At 42.4% G+C, this 20,524-nt stretch carries 23 protein-coding genes and 1 tRNA gene; 14 read left to right on the top strand and 10 right to left on the bottom strand.

What is annotated here, in order from left to right; genetic code table 11:
• The first annotated feature begins 86 nt into the window (after positions 1 to 86).
• From I6E26_RS00800 to I6E26_RS00745, 12 genes are all read left to right on the top strand, one after another.
• Positions 87 to 485: a hypothetical protein gene (locus I6E26_RS00800; RefSeq protein WP_235319918.1), complete on the top strand. Its 399-nt coding sequence runs from the start codon at positions 87 to 89 to the stop codon at positions 483 to 485.
• A gap of 295 nt (positions 486 to 780) precedes the next feature.
• Positions 781 to 1,947, top strand: coding sequence for an RNA-directed DNA polymerase (locus I6E26_RS00795; protein WP_235319917.1), 1,167 nt, complete (start codon positions 781 to 783; stop codon positions 1,945 to 1,947).
• Entirely contained in the window at positions 1,928 to 2,170 is a 243-nt protein-coding gene (locus I6E26_RS00790; protein ID WP_235319916.1) for a hypothetical protein, read from the top strand. The genes I6E26_RS00795 and I6E26_RS00790 overlap by 20 nt, the downstream gene beginning before the upstream one ends.
• A 5-nt stretch (positions 2,171 to 2,175) precedes the next feature.
• Entirely contained in the window at positions 2,176 to 2,331 is a 156-nt protein-coding gene (locus tag I6E26_RS00785; RefSeq protein ID WP_235319915.1) for a hypothetical protein, read from the top strand.
• Between the two features lie 6 nt (positions 2,332 to 2,337).
• Positions 2,338 to 2,625: a hypothetical protein gene (locus I6E26_RS00780; protein WP_235319914.1), complete on the top strand. Its 288-nt coding sequence runs from the start codon at positions 2,338 to 2,340 to the stop codon at positions 2,623 to 2,625.
• Positions 2,626 to 2,639: 14 nt separating this feature from the next.
• Entirely contained in the window at positions 2,640 to 2,921 is a 282-nt protein-coding gene (locus tag I6E26_RS00775) for a hypothetical protein (RefSeq protein WP_235319913.1), read from the top strand.
• Positions 2,922 to 2,939: 18 nt separating this feature from the next.
• Positions 2,940 to 3,386: a crAss001_48 related protein gene (locus I6E26_RS00770; RefSeq protein ID WP_235319912.1), complete on the top strand. Its 447-nt coding sequence runs from the start codon at positions 2,940 to 2,942 to the stop codon at positions 3,384 to 3,386.
• Positions 3,387 to 3,391: 5 nt separating this feature from the next.
• A complete protein-coding gene (locus I6E26_RS00765; protein WP_235319911.1) occupies positions 3,392 to 3,994 on the top strand; it encodes a peptidoglycan recognition protein family protein in 603 nt (200 codons plus the stop codon).
• 58 nt (positions 3,995 to 4,052) lie between these two features.
• The gene (locus I6E26_RS00760) at positions 4,053 to 4,670 is read left to right on the top strand and encodes a hypothetical protein (RefSeq protein WP_235319910.1); all 618 of its coding nucleotides are present in this window, start codon (positions 4,053 to 4,055) and stop codon (positions 4,668 to 4,670) included.
• A gap of 111 nt (positions 4,671 to 4,781) precedes the next feature.
• Positions 4,782 to 5,114: a hypothetical protein gene (locus I6E26_RS00755; protein ID WP_235319909.1), complete on the top strand. Its 333-nt coding sequence runs from the start codon at positions 4,782 to 4,784 to the stop codon at positions 5,112 to 5,114.
• A gap of 963 nt (positions 5,115 to 6,077) precedes the next feature.
• Positions 6,078 to 6,560 carry a hypothetical protein gene (locus I6E26_RS00750; RefSeq protein WP_235319908.1) on the top strand — a complete coding sequence of 161 codons (483 nt, stop codon included), beginning with the start codon at positions 6,078 to 6,080 and terminating at the stop codon, positions 6,558 to 6,560.
• A gap of 200 nt (positions 6,561 to 6,760) precedes the next feature.
• Positions 6,761 to 7,957, top strand: a complete 1,197-nt coding sequence (locus tag I6E26_RS00745) for a dicarboxylate/amino acid:cation symporter (RefSeq protein WP_235319907.1) — start codon at positions 6,761 to 6,763, stop codon at positions 7,955 to 7,957.
• A gap of 130 nt (positions 7,958 to 8,087) precedes the next feature.
• On the opposite strand, the gene I6E26_RS00740 is transcribed toward I6E26_RS00745, so the two are convergent.
• From I6E26_RS00740 to I6E26_RS00725, 4 genes are all read right to left on the bottom strand, one after another.
• Positions 8,088 to 9,620 carry a nitrite/sulfite reductase gene (locus I6E26_RS00740; protein WP_235319906.1) on the bottom strand — a complete coding sequence of 511 codons (1,533 nt, stop codon included), beginning with the start codon at positions 9,618 to 9,620 and terminating at the stop codon, positions 8,088 to 8,090.
• Positions 9,621 to 9,687: 67 nt separating this feature from the next.
• Positions 9,688 to 10,644 (bottom strand): ketopantoate reductase family protein, encoded by a 957-nt coding sequence (locus I6E26_RS00735; RefSeq protein ID WP_235319905.1) that lies wholly within the window; start codon positions 10,642 to 10,644, stop codon positions 9,688 to 9,690.
• A 202-nt stretch (positions 10,645 to 10,846) separates the two neighbouring features.
• The gene (locus tag I6E26_RS00730) at positions 10,847 to 12,733 is read right to left on the bottom strand and encodes a heavy metal translocating P-type ATPase (protein ID WP_235319904.1); all 1,887 of its coding nucleotides are present in this window, start codon (positions 12,731 to 12,733) and stop codon (positions 10,847 to 10,849) included.
• Between the two features lie 52 nt (positions 12,734 to 12,785).
• Positions 12,786 to 13,004 (bottom strand): cation transporter, encoded by a 219-nt coding sequence (locus tag I6E26_RS00725; protein WP_235319903.1) that lies wholly within the window; start codon positions 13,002 to 13,004, stop codon positions 12,786 to 12,788.
• A gap of 162 nt (positions 13,005 to 13,166) precedes the next feature.
• Between I6E26_RS00725 and I6E26_RS00720 the strand changes: the two genes are divergently transcribed.
• Positions 13,167 to 13,547, top strand: coding sequence for an ArsR/SmtB family transcription factor (locus tag I6E26_RS00720; protein WP_235319902.1), 381 nt, complete (start codon positions 13,167 to 13,169; stop codon positions 13,545 to 13,547).
• A gap of 76 nt (positions 13,548 to 13,623) precedes the next feature.
• Here I6E26_RS00720 and I6E26_RS00715 read toward each other — a convergent pair whose 3' ends face one another.
• Positions 13,624 to 15,024, bottom strand: a complete 1,401-nt coding sequence (locus tag I6E26_RS00715; protein ID WP_235319901.1) for a lipase family protein — start codon at positions 15,022 to 15,024, stop codon at positions 13,624 to 13,626.
• A gap of 206 nt (positions 15,025 to 15,230) precedes the next feature.
• Between I6E26_RS00715 and I6E26_RS00710 the strand changes: the two genes are divergently transcribed.
• Positions 15,231 to 16,025, top strand: a complete 795-nt coding sequence (locus tag I6E26_RS00710) for a ZIP family metal transporter (protein ID WP_235319900.1) — start codon at positions 15,231 to 15,233, stop codon at positions 16,023 to 16,025.
• Position 16,026: 1 nt separating this feature from the next.
• Here the strand turns inward: I6E26_RS00710 and I6E26_RS00705 are convergent, their stop codons facing one another.
• The 5 genes from I6E26_RS00705 to I6E26_RS00685 all read right to left on the bottom strand — a co-directional run bounded on the left by I6E26_RS00705 (position 16,027) and on the right by I6E26_RS00685 (position 20,328).
• The gene (locus I6E26_RS00705; protein ID WP_235319899.1) at positions 16,027 to 16,632 is read right to left on the bottom strand and encodes a ribonuclease H1 domain-containing protein; all 606 of its coding nucleotides are present in this window, start codon (positions 16,630 to 16,632) and stop codon (positions 16,027 to 16,029) included.
• Between the two features lie 114 nt (positions 16,633 to 16,746).
• Positions 16,747 to 18,027, bottom strand: a complete 1,281-nt coding sequence (locus I6E26_RS00700; RefSeq protein WP_235319898.1) for an amidohydrolase — start codon at positions 18,025 to 18,027, stop codon at positions 16,747 to 16,749.
• A gap of 36 nt (positions 18,028 to 18,063) precedes the next feature.
• Complete coding sequence (locus I6E26_RS00695) at positions 18,064 to 19,317, bottom strand: adenosylhomocysteinase (RefSeq protein WP_235319897.1); 1,254 nt, start codon at positions 19,315 to 19,317, stop codon at positions 18,064 to 18,066.
• Between the two features lie 93 nt (positions 19,318 to 19,410).
• Positions 19,411 to 20,178 carry a 5'/3'-nucleotidase SurE gene (gene surE, locus I6E26_RS00690; RefSeq protein ID WP_235319896.1) on the bottom strand — a complete coding sequence of 256 codons (768 nt, stop codon included), beginning with the start codon at positions 20,176 to 20,178 and terminating at the stop codon, positions 19,411 to 19,413.
• Between the two features lie 74 nt (positions 20,179 to 20,252).
• Positions 20,253 to 20,328: transfer RNA gene (locus I6E26_RS00685), tRNA-Lys, on the bottom strand.
• Positions 20,329 to 20,524: the final 196 nt, after the last annotated feature.

The raw sequence follows: 20,524 nt of genomic DNA, 5'->3' as shown, positions 1-20,524 counted from the left end.
AGCAAGAAATAACTAGGCTTTTCATTCGTGACTTCGGTGTAAAACCGGTAAACAGAAGTCTCAAATCTTTTGTACATAGTGCGAAAATGACTGAGGCTGACCGCACTGTATATACAGCACTGTGTGAAAAATATCGCATAGATGTGGAAGCAGAATGGCCACTGTGGCTTATAGAACACTATAGAGCAAAGATAATTAGAATTATGGATTCGCTGGAAGAAAATGTTGTGACAGCAAACTCTATTTATCCCACTGCTAATGACTATGAATATTGGCATACCCTCCGAAGAAAGTACCAGAAATTAGCTCAAGCAGACTGTTATAGGCTGTTGAGAGCAATGCAAAATATATGCTATATACTTCCTGTTGACAAAGAACGATTAATGCCCTATGTGGAGCTTGTGGATAAAGAGCTGACAGCCATAAAGAATTGGCAAAATCGCACTAATGCTCAATATAAGAAGTATCTTGCAAATAGAAAATAAAGGTTTGCCTCCGACGTGCCTCCGGTTCCAACTTTGCCAATGCGAACAACAACGGCAACCCGAACAACAACAACGCTAGCAATGCTGGCGGGGGCGTGCGCCCGATTATTAACACCTGCACCTAGGCCGTTGTTGCCGTTGCGGGTGGCAGATAAGGGGAGGCTGACCAGCTCCGCATGAATAGCGGACGAACACTAAGACAGGGACGCAGCCTACCAAGGTAGATGTTGCTATAAGCCCTGCCAGGAAAGGAGATGAGGCTGGCAGTAAAGATAACTGTCAGCCTATATCTGCTATGTCAATGAAAGATATATATAATGCTAATAGTCTTTTTGATGGATATATGAAGTCAAGGCAGGGCGTGGAATGGAAGGAAGGAGTGCAGAGCTATGAAGCTAATCTATTACTCAATCTATTGCATATGCAGAGTAACTTAAAAAATGGCTGCTATAAGCCAAAGCCAATGACAGAATTTAAACTTCAAGAGCGTGGGCATACCAGGCTTATTAAAGCTCAGCATATAGCTGATAGAGTAGTACAGCGGTCACTTAATGACAATGTGTTGATACCCAAAGTAAGACCAAAACTCATATATGACAACGGGGCCAGCTTAAAAGATAAAGGCCTTGAATTTGCCAGACGACGTTTTGAGATTCATCTCAGAAATGCGTATAGAGAATATGGCTATAGTGCCTATATTCTACTCATGGATTTCACTAAATACTATGATAATGTACGACACAGGCAGGCTCTGGAAATGTTCTCAAAGGTACTTGACGCTGACGAGCTGGCATTTGTTGCCGGCTGCTTTAAAGAGTTTGAAGTAGATGTTTCATATATGAGTGATGAAGAATATAAAAAATGTATGGATATACCATTCAATGCTCTAAAGTATGATGAAATACCCAGAAAGAAGCGCACAGGACAGAAAACTATGCGAAAATCTCTGGGGATTGGCAATCAATCAGCCCAGGTAACGGGCATATACTATCCTCACCGCATAGATAATTACTGCAAGACTGTCAGAGGTTTGCGGTACTATGGCAGATATATGGATGATACATATATCATCACAAGCAGTAAAGAAGAATTGAAGGAGATATATACTCACATCAAAGCTATGTGCAGCAAATTGGGTATCTTTGTGAATGAAGATAAAACACATATCAGAAAAATTTTTGGCTGGCTTACCTGGCTGAAAATCAACTATAAGCTGAAGCCTACCGGTGGGCTTATAAGAAAAGTACATAGCAGCTCTTTCAGGAGGGAACGGCGCAAGCTAAAGAAGTTCCACAGGCTTTGCAGGGAAGGCAAAATGTCTTTTAGTCACGTAATACACTGCTATAAGTCGTGGCGCGGGTCATACAGCAAGTATGATAGTGGCATAAAGTTAAAGAAGATGGATGAATATTTTTATAAACTATTTTATGGAGGAAAACAAAATGGACGAACAGAAAATTGAAATTCAGAAAAAGAAGCAGGAAATTATTAACCTTGAGGCCAGTCTTTCAAGTAACACCAGTGAAATCGGTGACTACCGTGTAATCAAATGCTATGAGGCCACCCTTTCCGGTGCCAAGACTATGCCATATGACACTGCAACTTTGCTGGCAGAGCGCCAGAAAGTGAGGGACAAGATTAATGCATTGGAAGCCGAGGTTGCTCAGCTTGAAGCTGAGCAGTGATACAGGTGAAGATTATGCAGCATGATTTTCAGAATATTAAGCAGAAAACCGACTTGCAGCTGCAAGAAGAGTTGAGCGTAAGGAGCAACGAGGAGCTGATTGAGATGAATATCAAGTTGCTGAGATTGCTTAGCTTATACGCATTAAAGAACGGGGAGTGATGGCTGGTGGGAGATATACTGACTAGCGCTGTACAGATTATCACGATAGCTTCTGCTACTTGTACACTGCTGTATAAAGTAACATTGAAGCCAATGAATGTTAGATTTGATAATTTGATACATTCTATTGATGAAAAAGTGGATGCCCTGGGAGAGTCGGTAGATAAGCTTAATACATCTATTGACAGGATGAATGACAAGCTGACTAGCTTCGATGTGAGATTAGCACGGGTTGAAGAGTCCACAAAGTCGGCGCATCACCGGCTCGATGGGCTAGAGAAGAAAATCGGATAGGAGATGATATAACTATGGATAAGTTGAAAGAGTTGTTCAAAGCCGTTCAGACACGGCAGATTGGCGTGCTGGTAACAGTTATGATGGTATTCTTGGCACTGGTAATGTTCAGTTGGTTTATCGGCTTCTGGGCCAATGGCTTGTGCGGAGCAAAGTTTGACTTGGGTAGCTGCTGGCAGGGTATCTCTGCCGTAGTAGCCGGTATGACAGGCGTTGCTGCTTTAGCCGGCACTAAATACGCCCGTTACTATCTTGACAGTAAGTATAATTCCAGCGACGGGGAACGTCCTGAGTGATTATTAGGAGGTAATATTATGCAGAAGTATATTGGTGTAGAAAGAGTCGAAGCAAGACCTATAACCCGCGGTGATTATAATATTTATCGTGGCTGGCAGATTCCGGCGGATGAAAATCCTGCTGATGAGGGTTATCTCGTAAAGCGTGGTGACGTTCATGAAAATTGGATCCCGAAAGAGATTTTCGAAAAAACTTATGCCGCAGAAGATAACTCTCCACTGCTGGCTACAGTGTTTGATATGAAGAGTCCCGATTACAAGAATCGGTTTGAAACTGAGTACCGCCAGCTGAGGATTCGCTATGAGGGCTTGAAGAGAATGTGTGAAAAGTGGGATGCAGGAGAGCTTGATTTCACACCTACTTGTCCGAGAGCTACTTACGATAAGCAGATGGCAGCTATGGTTGATTATTTGAGTGTTCTGGAAATACGGGCATATGATGAAGGTATTGATTTGTGGGGGTGATTGATATGCAGGAAGTAACGTTGGAGCAGGTAAAGCAGCTTGCAGAAGAAAGTCGGGAAAGCATTTGGAGCATTGCTAAGGCTAATGGCCACGAGCCGAAGATTTATTTGCATTGGACAGCAGGCAAATATGGCACTACTTTTCCGGATTATCATATTAATATTACAGGCGATGGCAAAATTTATGTATCTACTACCAATTTTGCAGAGACTAAGAGTCATACTTGGCGGAGAAACAGCGGTTCTTTAGGCATTGCTTTGTGTTGTGCCTATGGAGCTGGTTCTGCTGATCTAGGTTCTTATCCTCCTACAGCAAAGCAGATTGAAGTAATGGCCCAAGTGATTAATGCCGTGGCTTCTGCATGGTGGCTGACTATCGACAAGGATCACGTCCTTACACACGGCGAGGCTGCCAACAATGAGGACGGCGGTATCGGTACTCATAATCCTTACGCATGGTGGAACGATAGCTATCAGGACGGAGACACAAGAGGAGATTTAGAGTACCTTGGTACTGCTGAAAGTCCAGCGTATAATCCGTGGTCTACTAACGGTACACGGGGTGGCGATGTGTTGAGAGGCAAAGCTAACTGGTACAAACAGAATTAGTGTAATGGTGTGTGGCGGTGGCTTAGGCTGCCGCCTTATACGACATAGGAGGAAAACTATGTGGAAGAAAATTAAGAATTGGTTCAAAGGGGAATGGAATAGAGGCCTTTTTATAGTCATGAGCTTTTTGATTTTATTGACAGTGGTTTTTGCTTTTGCTAATGCGGGTTTGAATAGATACACAACCAAGCCTGCAACTACTATGCCACAGCAACAGGCAGAAACACCAGCAGGGATTGAAAAGGCTGCCAGCAATGCTCACATCAAGCTGGACAGCGGGCAGACAAAGCAGGTATCTGAAACTATACGAGAAATCAGAGTGACTGAAAAAGAACCTGTATATATTATTCAAACCACAGGCAACAAAGCTCAGGAGGCTTCTGAAAAGGCCAGTAAGCAGGAAAAGGCAGACTTCTCTATAGTCACTGATAAAGACCACCCAGACGAGTCTGTAGAGCTTGATAAGTTGGATAAGAACGCAACGGTTAATCTCAACCAGTACAATGTGCAGGCATACAAGAAGCACATCAATACAATAGAGTACTACCCTGCTGAAAAGACTGTTGGATATACCCACCAATGGAAAATCAGCAAAAGTGGCCGTTATATGGGTGTCGGATTAGATTACGATACAGATGATAATAGAGTGATGGCAAAAGTCACGTATTCCTGGTGACAACACAAAGGTTAATATATTTATGGCCAATCTGAATATGTTTAGGCGATACCGTAGTGGCCATGAATAATTATTCAGTCTGGCCAAGAAAAAATAAGGAGTGATTTTTTTATGAAGTTGTTTATCTCACAAGGTATGCGAGGAAAGACCGACGAAGATATTTTGACGGAACGTAACAAGGCTATTGAAATAGTCAGAAAAATGTTTCCAGGCAATGAAGTGGAAGTATTAGATTCGTTTTTTCAGGGTGAAGAAGAGCCAGCTGATGTTAAGGCTAGCGGGCTATGGCTTTTGGGTAAAAGTTTTCAGTTTCTTGCAAAAGCTGATGTTGCTTATTTTGCAGATGGCTGGGAGAATTACCGCGGGTGTCGCATGGAACACAATGCGTGTTTGAAATATGGCGTGAAAGTCATCCCACATCAAATTAGACAATGGGCAGACTAAGCAAGTGTCGGAAACTATCAGGGAAATCAGGGTGACTGAAAAGTGAGTTTGAGCAATAAAAAACTTGCAAAAAAAATATTTTTGCAAGTCGCTATTTTGGGCACTTTTTAAGCACTATACATTTCAATCTATCAATAACACAATGTTGATATAAAGCCTTATAGCACAAGGATTTAGTCCATAAGTTACTAGGGGACATTACCAGCTATTTTAGGCAATTACATCCGATAATTTATCATTATCGGATGTAATTGTGGAAAATTGCTGGTAATGCCCCCTAGTGACCTGTAGTCTAAATCCTTGAATTTTATCACCTTTTGTGTTAGAATTGAAACAAGGTTTGGGCCCGTGCGTGCCCTCACTCAGTCCTCTTAACGCTTTTTTGCTTGCTACATCTGCGTTTAGAGGGCTTTTCTTTTTTTATTGCATTTATACTGGATCCCAATGTTCTGACCACAATCATAGTGATGACGACCTCTTGTAAGTATCCTGAAAAGCTCTTGCGACAATGCAAGGGCTTTTATTTATGCGTTGCAATATGATTAATTTATGAAAATTTAATTTATTTTTATGGATATAACACTTTTACCATTGTAAAAATACTATTGAAAGAAAATGCATAGGCATTTTCTTTCCACACCATAGATGTTATAATGTATATATTATAGTAGTGATATGTTTTTTTGTGCTATATTATCAGGAATTACAGTAATATTTTCCTGTAATGGAATTTAGGGATGAATATAGATAATAGTTTACTTTATAATCTCACTGCTTTTTTACCTATTCATTCTAAGGAAATTTGCCCTCTGGCTACAGTTTTATAACCATTTATCTGTGTGTTCAAGCATGAATACCTGTATACAAAGTGCAAATTAATAAATATTCCGTAAAGGATTATAATTTTTATAGATTTTTCTATAGTTTTGATATATAATGTTATTAAATAAAGGAGCGATACTAGTGTTAGAAGTTTGTTTGTTTTCTATTGTTTGGCTTGCCTATGCTGGCTTTAGTCTCTATCATATTTTTCAAGAATCGGAGGATAGGGATTTTGTAGACCAGCTTATGGAGATAGAGCGTTTTATCGCCCCCTCCTACATTGCCAAATGTATGCTGATGATGGCCTTTGCCCTGTTGGCTATTGATATAGTTGGATTTTATCTAGCCTACAAATTTGCTTACGCCCTCGTTAATGATATATATTATCGTATTACATTTTTCTTTGTTTGCTTTTGCATATTCTTTACGGAGCAGATTATAGCTCTTCGCTTCACAGTAAGGGTTAGTTCCGTTATCAAGCGTGCTGAGGATAAGCCGAGACTTTTGCAGCGTTGGGTTGACAAAAATGAGCCAGATCTGAAAACCTTTGAAATTATAGCTATTATTTCCAAATTTACTATAGCCTTGCAGCTATTTATGTTTACAGTTTTAGCTCATATCTAGTGGGCTGACTATGCTTCTCATATAGTCAGTAAATATATTTTTAAGAAATTGTAGTGCGGACAGTTTCTTAGCATAAAAGCCTTCATATTCCTATATCCTAGACGAAGGAATATAAAAGGCATATCTTCATACATTGTCTTTTCCCTAGACAGTGTATGCCGGATGAGTATATTTTATCTATACAAATTAGGAGGGTTACTATGAATCTTTCAGTCAAAATTCTAATTTCCCTGGTACTGTCTGTTGTTGTTGGCTTGATGGCAGGGGTTGATGGTCTACCATTTATTAAATGGTGGATTGCTCCAGTTGGTACTATTTTCATCAATTTAATCAAGATGGTTATTGTACCAATCGTATTTACATCCTTGGTAGTCGGTATGACCAGTCTTGGCGATTTGAAAAAGCTAGGTCGTATTGGTATAAAGACTATTTTTATTTACCTGTTCACTACTGCTATTGCTATTATGATTGGCTTTATTGTAGCCGGCGTTATCCATCCAGGTATTGGTCTTGAAATGACCGCTGGCGAGGCTGTCAAGGTAAAGGAAGCACCTTCCATTATGCAGGTATTTGTTGCAATGGTGCCTACTAACCCTATTGCTTCTATGGCCAAGGCTGATATTTTGCCTATCATTATCTTTGCTCTGTTTGTTGGCGTTGGTATTCTTCAGGTTGGCGGCAAAAAGAGCCAGTTGTTGATTGACTGGTTCGATGCAGCTGCTGAAGTCAGCTATAAGATTATCAACATGGTAATGCAGTTCGCTCCTATCGGTGTATTCTGCTTGTTGCTGCCAGTTGTAGCCGAGAATGGTCCTAAGGTACTTTTGCCTTTGTTGTCTGTTATTGCGTGTATGGCGTTTGGTAGTGTTATTCACGCTGTTGCTGTTTATTCCAGCATGGCTCGTATCTGGGGCAACACCTCCCCTCTTAAGTTCTTCCGTGGTATGTCTGAAGCAATCCTGATTGCTTTCACCACCTGCTCTTCTGCAGCTACACTGCCTATCAACATGAAGAACTGCCAGGAGAAGCTGGGTTGCTCTCGTGATATTACTTCTTTCGTACTGCCTTTGGGAGCTACTATCAACATGGATGGTACAGCTATCTACATGGGTGTTTGCTCCCTGTTTATAGCAAATGTTTATGGCATTGACCTTACTATGGCTCAGATGGGTATGATCATTTTGACTGGTACTCTAGCTTCCATTGGTACTGCTGGTGTTCCTGGTGCAGGCTTGATTATGCTTTCCATGGTTCTCCTTTCCGTAGGCCTGCCTATGGAGGGGTTGGCTTTGGTAGCTGGTATTGACCGTATTCTGGATATGTTCCGTACTACTGTTAATATCACTGGTGATGCCGCTGTAACCTGCGTAATTAACGAAACCGAAAAGCAAGCTTGATTAATATTCAATAGATTCCTCGGTAACAGACTAGGCTGTGCCGAGGAATTTTTTTAGCAAAAAAAGGAGACGACAATCAGCCGTCTCCCCAAAGTTTAATTTTGAAGGTCACCTATCTTCAATGCTTTTATTAGATAAATGGTTCAGCAGCCTTCTGAATCCCCTCCGGATTCGCCTTGAGCCAATCGGCAAAGCTCATACCGCTATCTGCTACAGTTCTTCCCAAAGCCACCAGGAAATCCGGTACCTCTGTCTCAAAAATTACGCCTACCTCTTGGCCAAAAACCTCCTTGCCCTGTAGCTCACAGCCGTTAATTGTCAAAAGCCAAGCAGACTGTCTTTCCTTAACAGCACCTCGAAAACCCATAACAGCCAGCTGTGGAGTGGCACATGAGCCAGGACAGCCAGAAATATGAATAGCAGGCAATGCCCCATCAGGAATACCTGCTTCTCTTACAGCTTCTACTGCTACCTTAAGCACAGCCTGAGAATCCCGTACTCCCTGCTGACAGATAGATGAACCAATGCAGGCAGAGGCCATCTCAAACTGGGAACGTGCTGTATCGCTAGCTGTTATAGCAATAAATTTCTCTACTTCTTCGGCATTAAGATTAACAATATAAGCAGTTTCGTCAAGGGCTAATCTGATTTCTCCCGCCTCAACTTCCTGCAGTGCATCGCTAACCTGACAGAAAATTTCTGGATTTGGACATCCTCCCAATGGATGCCATATTACACTATAAAGTCCTTCCTGTTTCTGAGGAATAGCTCTTGGATGCTGAATAGTATCTGTGCCAGTCTTAGTAATCACATTGGGATGAATCTCAAAACCGAAATCATCAGTCCCCTCTACCTCGGCCAGCTTTTCCTGAAAAGCCTTCCGATAATTCTCTGGACCTCCCAAAGTTTCCTGCATAAAGCGGCTTCTGGCTCTCATGCGATTTTTATAGTCTCCGTAGGTACGAAACAATACCCACATGGCTCGAACATATTTTAAAATATCCTTTGGTTCTACAGCTTCAGCTACCTTAACACCTATCATTGGATTTAAGCCCAGACCACCTGCGCTGTATACATCAAATTTGCCATCAGGACGAGCTGCAAAGCCCAAATCACGCATGGTGGCATGGGATTGGTTTTTAGGGGAGCTGGAAAAACCTATTTTATATTTTCGAGGCATCTTCTCAGCATTGATAAACTGCATAGCATACTGTCCAGCAATCTCCGCATAAGGCATAACATCAAAGTATTCATCCTTATCTAAACCAGATAAAGGAGAGCAAGTGATGTTACGAGGGAAATCTCCCCCACCACCAACAGTTACAATGCCTACCTGCAAGGCATCCTCCATAATCTGGCATACTGGCTCCAGTTCCAGATTGTGGAGTTGAACTGTCTGACAGGTGGTAAACTTCATTTTATTTATGGCATATTTTCTCACAGAATCGGCTATAAAGGCCATTTTTTTAGGTGTAAGTCTGCCGGCAGGCATTCTCAATCTCAGCATGCTCAGAGGTTTATCTCCCTTCTGGGCGTAACTGCCAAACTTGCCGGAAATCCCCTTATATTCAGCTCTTTTCAGCTCGCCTGCATAATATTTTGCTGCTGCCGTCCGAAAAACCTTCATGTCCTCTTTCCAATTTGTTTCTGGAATAATCTTCATAAATATACACCTCTCCAAACTTACAATTCACACATCTAATATACAAGCAAAATCTCCTGACTAAATTTTATTTGGCACAGGTTATTTGCTGATTTTGGCTAGTATAATCAAATAAGCCGTTATTTTTCTCCTCCAGAGCCTTAATCATATGATAGGTATATTCATTGAAAGGAGTCGGTATCCCCAGCTGCTGCCCCATATTTATCAACGCTCCTGAGAACATATCAATTTCCGTATGCCTACCAGCATCCAAATCCTGTAAGGTGGAATATCTGGCTGCTGGTGGTACTGGACAGCCTTTGGTAACGGCTTTTTCAGCCAAAGAAATATCAATTCCCTTAGCTGCTGCAATGGCTTCCAGTTCACGGCGCAGGGCTTTGCTAATAAACTTCATATGTTGACTATCACGATAACAGCCAACCCCTGCCCCTAATATTGCCTGGGGTAAATTATTGGTAACATTGAGACGGAATTTGCTCCAAATTTCCTCCCGGATGTGCTCTGTTACGCGATAATGAATATTTGTCTCAGCAAAGAGCTTTTCTATCGCCTTTACTCTAATACTATCAAAGGGAGCTTGCAGCTCGCCTAAAATAATACCAATTGTAGATTCTACATCAAATACGTATTCATCCTGCTCCTTGTGGGAAGCTATTTTGATAAGAGAATAAAGCACCTTTTCCGGCCCAATAACAGATGCTATTGTCTCTTCGCTGTCCACACCGTTCATCAGGCTTATAACTGTGGTATTTTCCCCCGCAATAGTCTTAATATCCTCTAACGCCCCGGCTAAGGCACCATATTTCAGTGCTATTACCAGAAGATCCACATTATGAGCCTCCTTGGGACTCCACACCTGAGGATGATAAATTTTATTATTTATCTTGCAACCCTGCCCAAGGCGCTGAACCCGCTCTCCTGTAGCCACAACGCCTAGAGTTATACCCGGTTTCTCTGCTAAACCTTGAATTATATAGGAACCAACTGCTCCTGCTCCCAGAACAGCCACTGATTTCATCTCCATAATGATGACCTCCTATCAATACATATATTATATATATATTTATTATTATAATCCAATTTAATCAGCTTGTATATTATTTTTTTGCTAAAAACAAAAATCCCCTAAGGAATACTGTTTTCCATAACCTTGTCAGTTTTTCCAACGAGGTCGCTATAAAAAACAGTATCTCAAAGGGGATATGTACTTTAGCCAGAATGACGCTTTAACAATTTTTTACATTTAGGGCACGAATAGCGTTCAATACTGCCAGAATCATAACTCCTACATCGGCAAATATAGCAAACCACATATTTGCTATACCTACAGCCCCTAGAAGCAGGCACAACGCCTTAATACTAATGGCAAAGATAATATTTTCGTAAACTATGCTCATACATTTCTTTGCTATATTAATGGCCTTAGCAATATTTCTTGGATTATCATCCATAAGAACTACATCGGCAGCTTCAATAGCCGCATCAGAGCCCATAGCTCCCATAGCAATACCAATATCTGCTCTGGTTAATACAGGGGCGTCGTTAATGCCATCGCCCACAAAGGCCAAATTGCTGTCTTTTTCCTTGGCAGTCAGCAAATTTTCCACCTGTATAACCTTGTCTGCAGGCAGCAGCTGACTGTGAACCTCATCAATAGCCAGCTCATGAGCAACCTCTTGGGCCACAGAATCTCTATCACCAGTAAGCATAACAGTTTTTTTGATACCAGCCTTTTTTAGATCCTGAATTGCTTCCTTTGATTGAGGCTTAATAACATCGGAAATCACAATATGTCCTGCATAGTCATTATTAATAGCAATGTGAATAATGGTGCCAGTGCTATGACACTTTTTATATGCTACATGAAGTTGAGCCATCAACTTGTCATTACCTACAGCTACATATTTTCCATCTACCTTGGCCACAATACCATGACCGCTTATTTCCTGAATATCTGTAACTCTATTTCTATTTATCTCACCCTTATGTGCTCGTTGCAGACTCAGGCTTATAGGATGAGATGAAGCACATTCTGCCAAGGCTGCATATTCTAACAGCTTTTCCTGGGCCAGAGTGTTGTGATGTACGGCGCTAACCTGAAAAACTCCATGAGTCAAGGTGCCAGTTTTGTCAAAAACCACATATTTTATCTTGGACAGGGCTTCAAGATAATTGGAGCCCTTAACCAAAATTCCCTTTTTGCTGGCACCACCAATGCCAGCGAAAAAGCTCAAGGGCACACTTAGAACCAAGGCACAAGGACAGCTGATTACCAAGAAAGTTAAGGCCCTATATACCCAAATTTCCCAATTAGCACCAACCTGCCATATAAATTGATTGACCAAAGGTGGCAATATAGCCAAGGCCAAGGCACTATAGCAGACAAATGGCGTATATATCCGAGCGAATTTGGAAATAAAATTTTCCGATTTGGACTTACGGGAGGTAGCATTTTCCACCAGCTCCAAAATCTTGGCTACCGTGGAATCATCAAATTCCTTGGTGGTACGAATTTTCAACACTCCATTAATGTTGATACAGCCACTAGTAATTTCATCCCCTACCACAACATTGCGGGGGACGCTTTCACCAGTAAGGGCACTGGTGTCAAGGCTGGCCTTGCCATCCAGTACAATTCCGTCCAAGGGAACCTTTTCCCCAGGCTGAACTACAATAATATCCCCTACAGCCACATCATAAGGATCTACTTTGGTAAGCTGTCCATCCACTTCAATATTGGCATAATCCGGCCGAATATCCATCAAAGCTGTAATATTGCGACGGCTTTTGCCTACCGCATAACTTTGGAATAACTCACCAATCTGGTAAAACAGCATAACTGCAATAGCTTCATTGTAATCTCCACTTTGTTCATAAATTGCCAAAGCAAAGACGCCTATGGTAGCTACAGCCATCAGGAAGTTTTCATCAAAGACCTGTTTGTTGCGAATCCCCTTCCAGGATTTCCAAAGAATATCATAGCCAATAATGCCATATATCGCTAAAAAGCATATTAACTGCAACACACCAGTAATAGGCACAAATTGCAGGGCTATTAGCAAAAGGCTGGCTATGATAATGCGCTTCAACATTAGTTTTTGTTTTTTGTTCATTGCTTACCTCCCGAATATTGAATATTCCAGCACTGGATTAACGAATACCCAATTAGAATTCAATTTCGCAATCAGATTCAACCTTACGGCAATTCTTCAGCACTTCTTCCATAACAGCCTTAGGCTCCTGACCGTCTTCAAACTCTACAATCATTTTCTGAGCCATAAAATTCACTACAGCATTGGCTACCCCAGCAGTTTTCTTGGTGGCCTCCTCCATAAGATTAGCACAGTTGGCACAATCTACCTCAATCTTGTAATTTCTTTTCATTTGAAAATCTCCTTTCTAAAATGGATTGATTTAACAATTAAGTATTTGTTTAATTGTTATGTATGTAGTATAATATATGTACAGACAGAAGTCAATACCAGTGAGAAATTTTTTCATTGGTATGCCATCTGATTTGTATATTAATACAGGGAGCTGAATTAAATGAGTCAGGAAAAGCAACTTCCCCATGACCATCATGAAAATGAATTAGCCTTTAATTTTCTTTGCGCCAATATAGACCATATTGAAGATTTTCGCATTGTTTCAGATATTTTCAAGCAATTAGGAGATCCTACCCGTTTGCGGATTTTTTGGCTGCTTTGTCATTGTGAGGAATGTGTACAGAATATTGCCGCTATGATGAATATGTCCAGTCCAGCCATTTCCCACCATCTTCGGCCACTCAAGGCCAGCGGGCTGATAACCAGCCGTCGGGAAGGCAAGGAGGTTTATTATCGGACTGCCGATTCTCAACAAACAAAATTACTACATATTATGATGGAACAGGTTATGAAGATAAACTGCCAAATTTGTCCCAAATAAAGTAATCCCCCTAAGAAGCATGAAGCAAATTTCAAATTTCATAGGGGGTTGTGTTTTAGATACTATTTATATAATTTCATTTAGGCAAGATACCCTCTGCCTGGGCCTGCTGAATATCACCTGTTAAACGAGCCATATTATACATGGCAGCCTCTATAGGCGTAATTTCCTTAGTAGTGGTAGAAGTCATGGAAGATGCCACTGGTTCCCCAGAGGTTGTAAAGAAGCTGGTTTCTGTAGCAATTCTATACAAATTGGGATTTGCCTTGTCCATAGTACCGCTAATTTTTATCTGGGCAATATATTCACAGCCCACCTGTTCTGCTTCCTGGCAGGCTGTAAACAAGGTATCCACTTCATTGGAGGCTGCTACAGCATTTTCATCCACATGTATTCTCTGGAACTGATTCATAAGCAGATCTCCAACTGCCAACTGCATATAAGCACTATCATTCTGAATATTTTCAGGCAGCTTCATCTGCACAGGGGCAATATATACTCTCCCCTTATCAAATTGTTGATTCCACAGGGGACCTGTTGCCATTCCTTCCTCACTTATAGCCTCTGGCTTGTAGGAGGCCAGTTGCTGCAAGGTCAGCACTCCTCCTAAAGATTCATCATAATAGCCTCGAATGGCTGCATCCAAATAGCCTGCCATAGAGTGATTAAACCTGTGGGAATTTTCATTTTTCTGCCATTTATACTCTGTACCAAATTGTACATAGCCGGATTTTAACATTTGCAAGGCGTTTTTCACCAAATCCCCGCTCATGGTATAGCGGCTTACATCCAAGAGACAGCCGTATTCCTCAGCAAAAGCCGTATTACCTACCGTGGGAGCACCAAAGGTAAAGATACTTAGCTTGCTGGCATCTGCTCCAGCGGCCACCAATCTGGCCCCTAACAAGGTAGCCACTGCTCCTCCAAGACTGTGACCTGTAATATACAAATGATCATTGGATTCTGACAGAAATTTTTGTATTTCATCGGCAGCTATTTTCCCGCTCTCCCGTGGCGTAAAAAAAGCTGTCATGGTGTAGTCATTAAAGCCTCTATGGACCATAGGAGCATTGCTATCTACCTTTTCCTGCTCAGCGTATTGACGAAATTCATTAATATTGGAGCCACCAAACAATACCTTGCTGCAGCGCAAATCTACCTCAATATCCTTAAGCTTTTCTGTGCCAGGAATAACAATCAAGGTTTCCCTTTGGCCTGGTTCTGCCTGCATATTAACTACGGTATAAAAAACCGTATTTGCTCTGGCGTCCTTATTACGATAATCAGTGAAACGCCAGCCAAGGCGATTCATTTCCTGCCGCACCACATCATTCATATCTGTATCATATACCGCCATATCTGCCAAAGCACAGATGTAGGCCAATCTGGCCTGTTGAAGTGAATTGCGGATTTCAGCTCCAGCTTCCATGGGAACCAAAAATAGGATCGCTAAAAGCCAGATAAATATTTTCTTCATAATTAGAACCTCCTTCACAATTAAATAGCTTGACTATTGTGACAAAAAGCAATATAGTATTGCCCAGTAAAATGAGACTTATTCAGTGGGAGCTTTAGACTCCCACTGAATTTAGTCGAATAAATCCAGAGCCTTAGCACCCGTTAGCATGGAGTAAAGTAATTGATAATAGTTATCATAAAATACAATAGAAAGGAGTTTTATCTATGTCTGAACTATTAAATACCAGTATTTGGCAAGGGTTATTAATCCCCTTTGCCGGCACCACCTTGGGGGCAGCCTGTGTCTTTTTCATGAAAAAGGAGCTAAACCCGCTGGTACAGCGCAGCTTGACAGGCTTTGCTGCTGGAGTTATGGTGGCTGCCTCTATTTGGAGTCTGTTAATTCCTGCTATGGAGCAATCAGCAGATATGGGCAGTTTTGCCTTTATACCTGCTGTAGCAGGCTTTTGGCTAGGCATCCTGTTCTTGCTGCTACTGGATCATATTACGCCCCATATTCATATGTACAGTCAGGAACAGGAGGGCCCCAGATGTTCCTTCTCCAAAACCATGATGCTGGTACTAGCAGTTATCATCCACAATATTCCAGAAGGAATGGCTGTAGGTGTTGTATATGCCAGCTGGCAGGCAGGGGTATCCGAAATATCCCTGGCCGCAGCTACTGCCCTTTCCATTGGCATTGCCATTCAGAACTTTCCTGAAGGTGCCATTATCTCCATGCCCTTGAAATCTGCTGGCATTAGCACCAGCAAAGCCTTTGGCTGGGGTATGTTCTCCGGGGCTGTGGAGCCTTTGGCCGGCATATTAACCATTATCTTTGCCAGCCTAGTAATACCAGTATTGCCATATATGCTTAGCTTTGCTGCTGGAGCCATGCTTTATGTAGTAGTCGAGGAGCTAATACCAGAAATGTCCACTGGTACACATTCCGATATGGGCACTATTATGTTTGCCGTGGGCTTTAGCCTCATGATGACCTTGGATGTGGCCCTTGGCTAAATCAGATTTGCTCCAAGGCAGCCTTGGCCAGCTGGTCTGCTCGTTCGTTGCCTTCTACACCTGTGTGGCCCTCCACCTTCTGAAAGCGCACCATATTCAAACGAGCACTCATGAACTCTGCATAAGCCTTGGTTTCTGGCAATTTAGCCTGCCATCGCTTCAGTGGCCAGGCTGCAATCCCCTCATAGTCATGACAAATAGTAATTGCTTCTTCTCCCTGAGCCTCAGCCCAGAGAACAGCCTGCTGGGCTCCAGCCATTTCACCAGCCACATTCCGCAATCTAGCAGCTTCTGTAGAATTTCCCCTGCCCTTGTCCTCAAAAACCAGATGTCCATTCCGATAAGCCGCAAAACCCCAGCTATAGCAGCCATGACGATAGGAGCCATCCACAAAGATAACAGTTCCTTGTTTTAAGCTATCCGCATCAAAGGCCTTGGTGCCTTCGCTGCCCTCCATATAGCTTTGAGCCTCTGCCAAGGTTACAAAACCCTTGAATCTGGCTCCCTTAAACCCCACCACCTGTCGCTGGCATTCTGCCCAGTTTTTGTAGATACCTGGCTGACGGCCAGAAAGAACAGCATAATAATTATTCCTTGGTTTTGCCACAGGAACCTCCTTCATTTTCTCATAATTTTTGTAATAAAATATAAATAGATAAATATGGAAAAACGGCATGACCTTTCCAAATTGGAGTGGCTATGCCGTCTTTTATTGCCCTAATTATCTATTAACCAAATCCAAAGCACATTTATTGGCCTCAAAGAGAATCTTTTCCTCATCCATAGTTTTCAATTCTCCCTTTTCCATAATAATACGGCCATTGCAAAGCATGGTATCTGCACTAGAGCTATTAGCAGAATAAACCAGCAAGGATACCAGATTATGTCGTGGACACCATTCTGGACGACGCATATCATAGAGAACAATGTCCGCCTTGGCCCCAACTTCAATTTTGCCTACATTATCCAGCCACAGAGCCTTGGCACCATATTCTGTACCCATACGCAGAGCCTGAGCTGCATCTACAGCTAGAGGATCCAGCTCCTTTACCTTGTGGAGCATAGCAGCCAAGCGAACCTCCTCCAGCATATCCAAATTGTTATTGCTGGAAGCTCCATCAGTACCAAGAGCTACCTGCACCCCATGAGTCAAAAGCCAAGGCACTGGAGCTACACCGCTGGCCAGCTTCATATTGGACCCTGGATTATGCACTGGTGTTACCTGATGCTCCTTCATAATGGCCAAATCTTCATCATCCAGCCATACGCAATGAGCGGCAATAGATGGACGCTGGAACAGACCAGTATCCTCAATATATTTAAATGGACGCTTGCCATATTTTTCCTGAATCTCCTTGATTTCTGCCTGAGTTTCAGACATATGAATATGTACATTAATGCCATTTTCCACAGAAGCCTTAGCTGCTGCCTGACAGAAATCCGGTGGACAGGTATATGGTGCATGAACGCCTAACAATACGCTAATTCTGCCGTCTCCTGAACCATGATAGTTGCGGAACAACTCCACATTTTCCTCCAGAGTTTTCATTGCTCCCGGCATAAAGCCAATAGCCCCACGGCTCAGAATACCTCTAATGCCTGCGCCAATGGTTTCATCAGCAACGATTTCCATCCAAGGCCCGTACATATCTGCAAAGGCAGTTGTGCCAGTGCGAATCATTTCCACCAGAGCCAGCTGAGCACCAATGCGAATGTCCTGCTCCTTCATCTTGGCTTCTAATGGCCATATTTTATTGTTGAGCCAATCCATCAGCTCCATATCATCGGCATAGCTTCTCAGCAAGGTCATAGATGCATGGGTGTGAGCATTAACCAAGCCTGGCACCGCAAAATGATCCTTACCCTCAATAATATGGTCAGCCACAAAGCTCTCAGGAATATTTCCTACAGCAGCAATTTTGTCATTTTCTACAGCAATATCAGCAATATCAGTAGAATAATCAGGCCGCAAAACATTGGCACCCTTGATTAAAATCTTCATATATATCCCTCTTCCGTACTTATCTTTTCTCTATTCTTAGCACTGATGCAGATAAGCATACTGTTCTGGTGTCAGCTCGTCAATTTCAATGCCCATAGCCGCCAGCTTAATCTTGGCAATCTTAGCATTAACTTCCTCTGGCAGCACATATACCTTGTTCTCCAGCTTGTCATGATTCTCTACAATCTCCAAAGCAGAGAAGAACTGTACGCCCCAGCTCAAATCCATAATCTCTGCTGGATGTCCGTCACCGCAAGCCAGGTTTACCAAACGGCCCTCGCCTAACAGATACAGCTTTTTGCCGTTGGCAAATTTGAATTCCTCAATACCAGGCTTAACTGGACGACGGGACTCAGATACCTCTTCCAGCTCAGGGATATTTATCTCCAAATCAAAGTGACCAGAGTTGGCCATAACAGCGCCATCCTTCATGGACTCATAGTGCCAGCTCCGCAGAATATCCTTATCACCGGTAAGAGTCAGGAAAATATCACCAATCTTGGCAGCCTCATCCATAGGCATTACCCGGAAACCATCGAAAACAGCCTCAATAGCCTTGATTGGATCCACCTCGGTAATGATAACATTGGCACCCAAGCCCTTGGCACGCATAGCGCCACCCTTGCCACACCAGCCATAACCAGCAATAACTACAGTCTTGCCTGCAATTACCAGATTAGTGGCCCGCATAATGCCTTCCCAGGTGGACTGGCCTGTGCCATAACGATTGTCAAAGAGATACTTGCAATAAGCGTCGTTAGCAGCCATCATAGGGAATTCCAGCTTGCCAGCGGCCTCCAATGCTCTATCGCGAATAACGCCAGTAGTAGTTTCCTCAGAACCACCAATAATCTTTGGCAGCAGCTCACGGCGCTGATTGTGGAGACGATAAATCAAATCACCGCCATCATCCATAATAATATCAGGCTCACAATCCAGTGCCATATCAATATAAGCATCGTATTCGTCCATATCACAGCCATGATGAGCAAAAACAGTTACCCCATCCTCTACCAAAGCTGCACAAACATCATCCTGAGTGGACAAAGGATTGGAAGCTGTAGCAATAACCTCCGCCCCGGCAGCCTGCAATACCAGAGCCAAATAAGCGGTCTTTGCCTCCAAATGCATGGTCATAACCATGCGAATACCAGCAAAAGGCTTGGATACGGAATACTCCTTTTCAATAGCATTCATTACTGGCATAAAATTCTTTACCCAGTTTATTTTATCATGACCAGATGGTGCCAAATTAATATCTTTGATTTTGGATTTCTCTACAGAATTCATTGTCTACATTCCTCCTATGTCTCTCTTGTTCTCTTTATGTTTGTATTATAACATAGTTCCCTACCAAGTTGTAGTCAGGGAAAATAATATTTTCTACATATTTAATTCCGTGCCTGGGCAGAGATTCTCATATTTGGTTCTCTCCAGCTGAAGAGGGGTTACCGCAATATTTCCTGCCAAGGTAACCATAACATCAGTATCCTCTGGATTTCCTCCATCCAAGGGACCACCACCGACTACATAATATAGTCTGCCATTTTCATCGTGATGGGGCTGATAGGCATTGGCATAATCCCTTACTCCCTGACGGCACCACAGCCATTTTGGCTGCTGAGCCAATCTTTTGGGGAAATTTATATTCAAAAGGGTTTTGCCACAGCCTACAGGGAAAAGCAACTGCAACCTAGCTGCAATTTCCTTGGCCACTACTTCAAAATCATATTCTGCATTATAGTCTAGAGACACTGCCAAACCATTAACGCCCTGCACATATCCCTCAGTAGCGGCACCAATAGTGCCAGAATAAAGAATATCCGTACCTACATTGGAGCCATCATTAATGCCAGAAATAACCAAATCCGGCTTCAGAGCAGGATTCCTTTGAATAATCCCTTCTACATACAGCTTGACAGTATCTGCTGGCGTACCGCTAATGGCCAAAGCCTTGATGCCATAAGCCTCCTGCAGTGGAGCATATTCCTCCACATATAGCCGTTCTCTTACGGTAATAGCATGAGCCTTGGCACTTTGCTGAGAAGCAGGGGCTGCCACAATCACCTGATGCTCCTTATGCAGTACCTTGACCAGAGCTTCCAGACCGGGAGATTGAATGCCGTCATCATTAGTAATCAATATGCGCATAGATATCCTCCTTGAAACAATCATATATACAAAAAAAACAGGTTAGAAGCACGTTCCAACCTGCATATCTCAAATGGTGTCCCACCGGAGACTCGAACTCCGAACCTGCTGATTAAGAGTCAGATGCTCTACCAGTTGAGCTAGTGAGACATTTTTCTGAGGCCTTAGCGCCTCGCAACATTGATTATTATAGAGGGGAAACTAATCATTGTCAACACTTTTTTGAAAAAAATTTCGTTATTTTAAAAATCTACGATTGTAAAACTAACTTCAACCCTTTTTTTGCGTATACTATTGACTAAATTAGTATTGGACAAATAAACGTATTTGTTGTAGTGTATATGGG

It is taken from the genome of Anaerovibrio lipolyticus, from assembly GCF_021531495.1.
GTDB lineage: Bacteria > Bacillota > Negativicutes > Selenomonadales > Selenomonadaceae > Anaerovibrio.
Note: the sequence above shows the minus strand (reverse complement) of the source record. Positions and strands in the feature narration are given on the sequence as shown.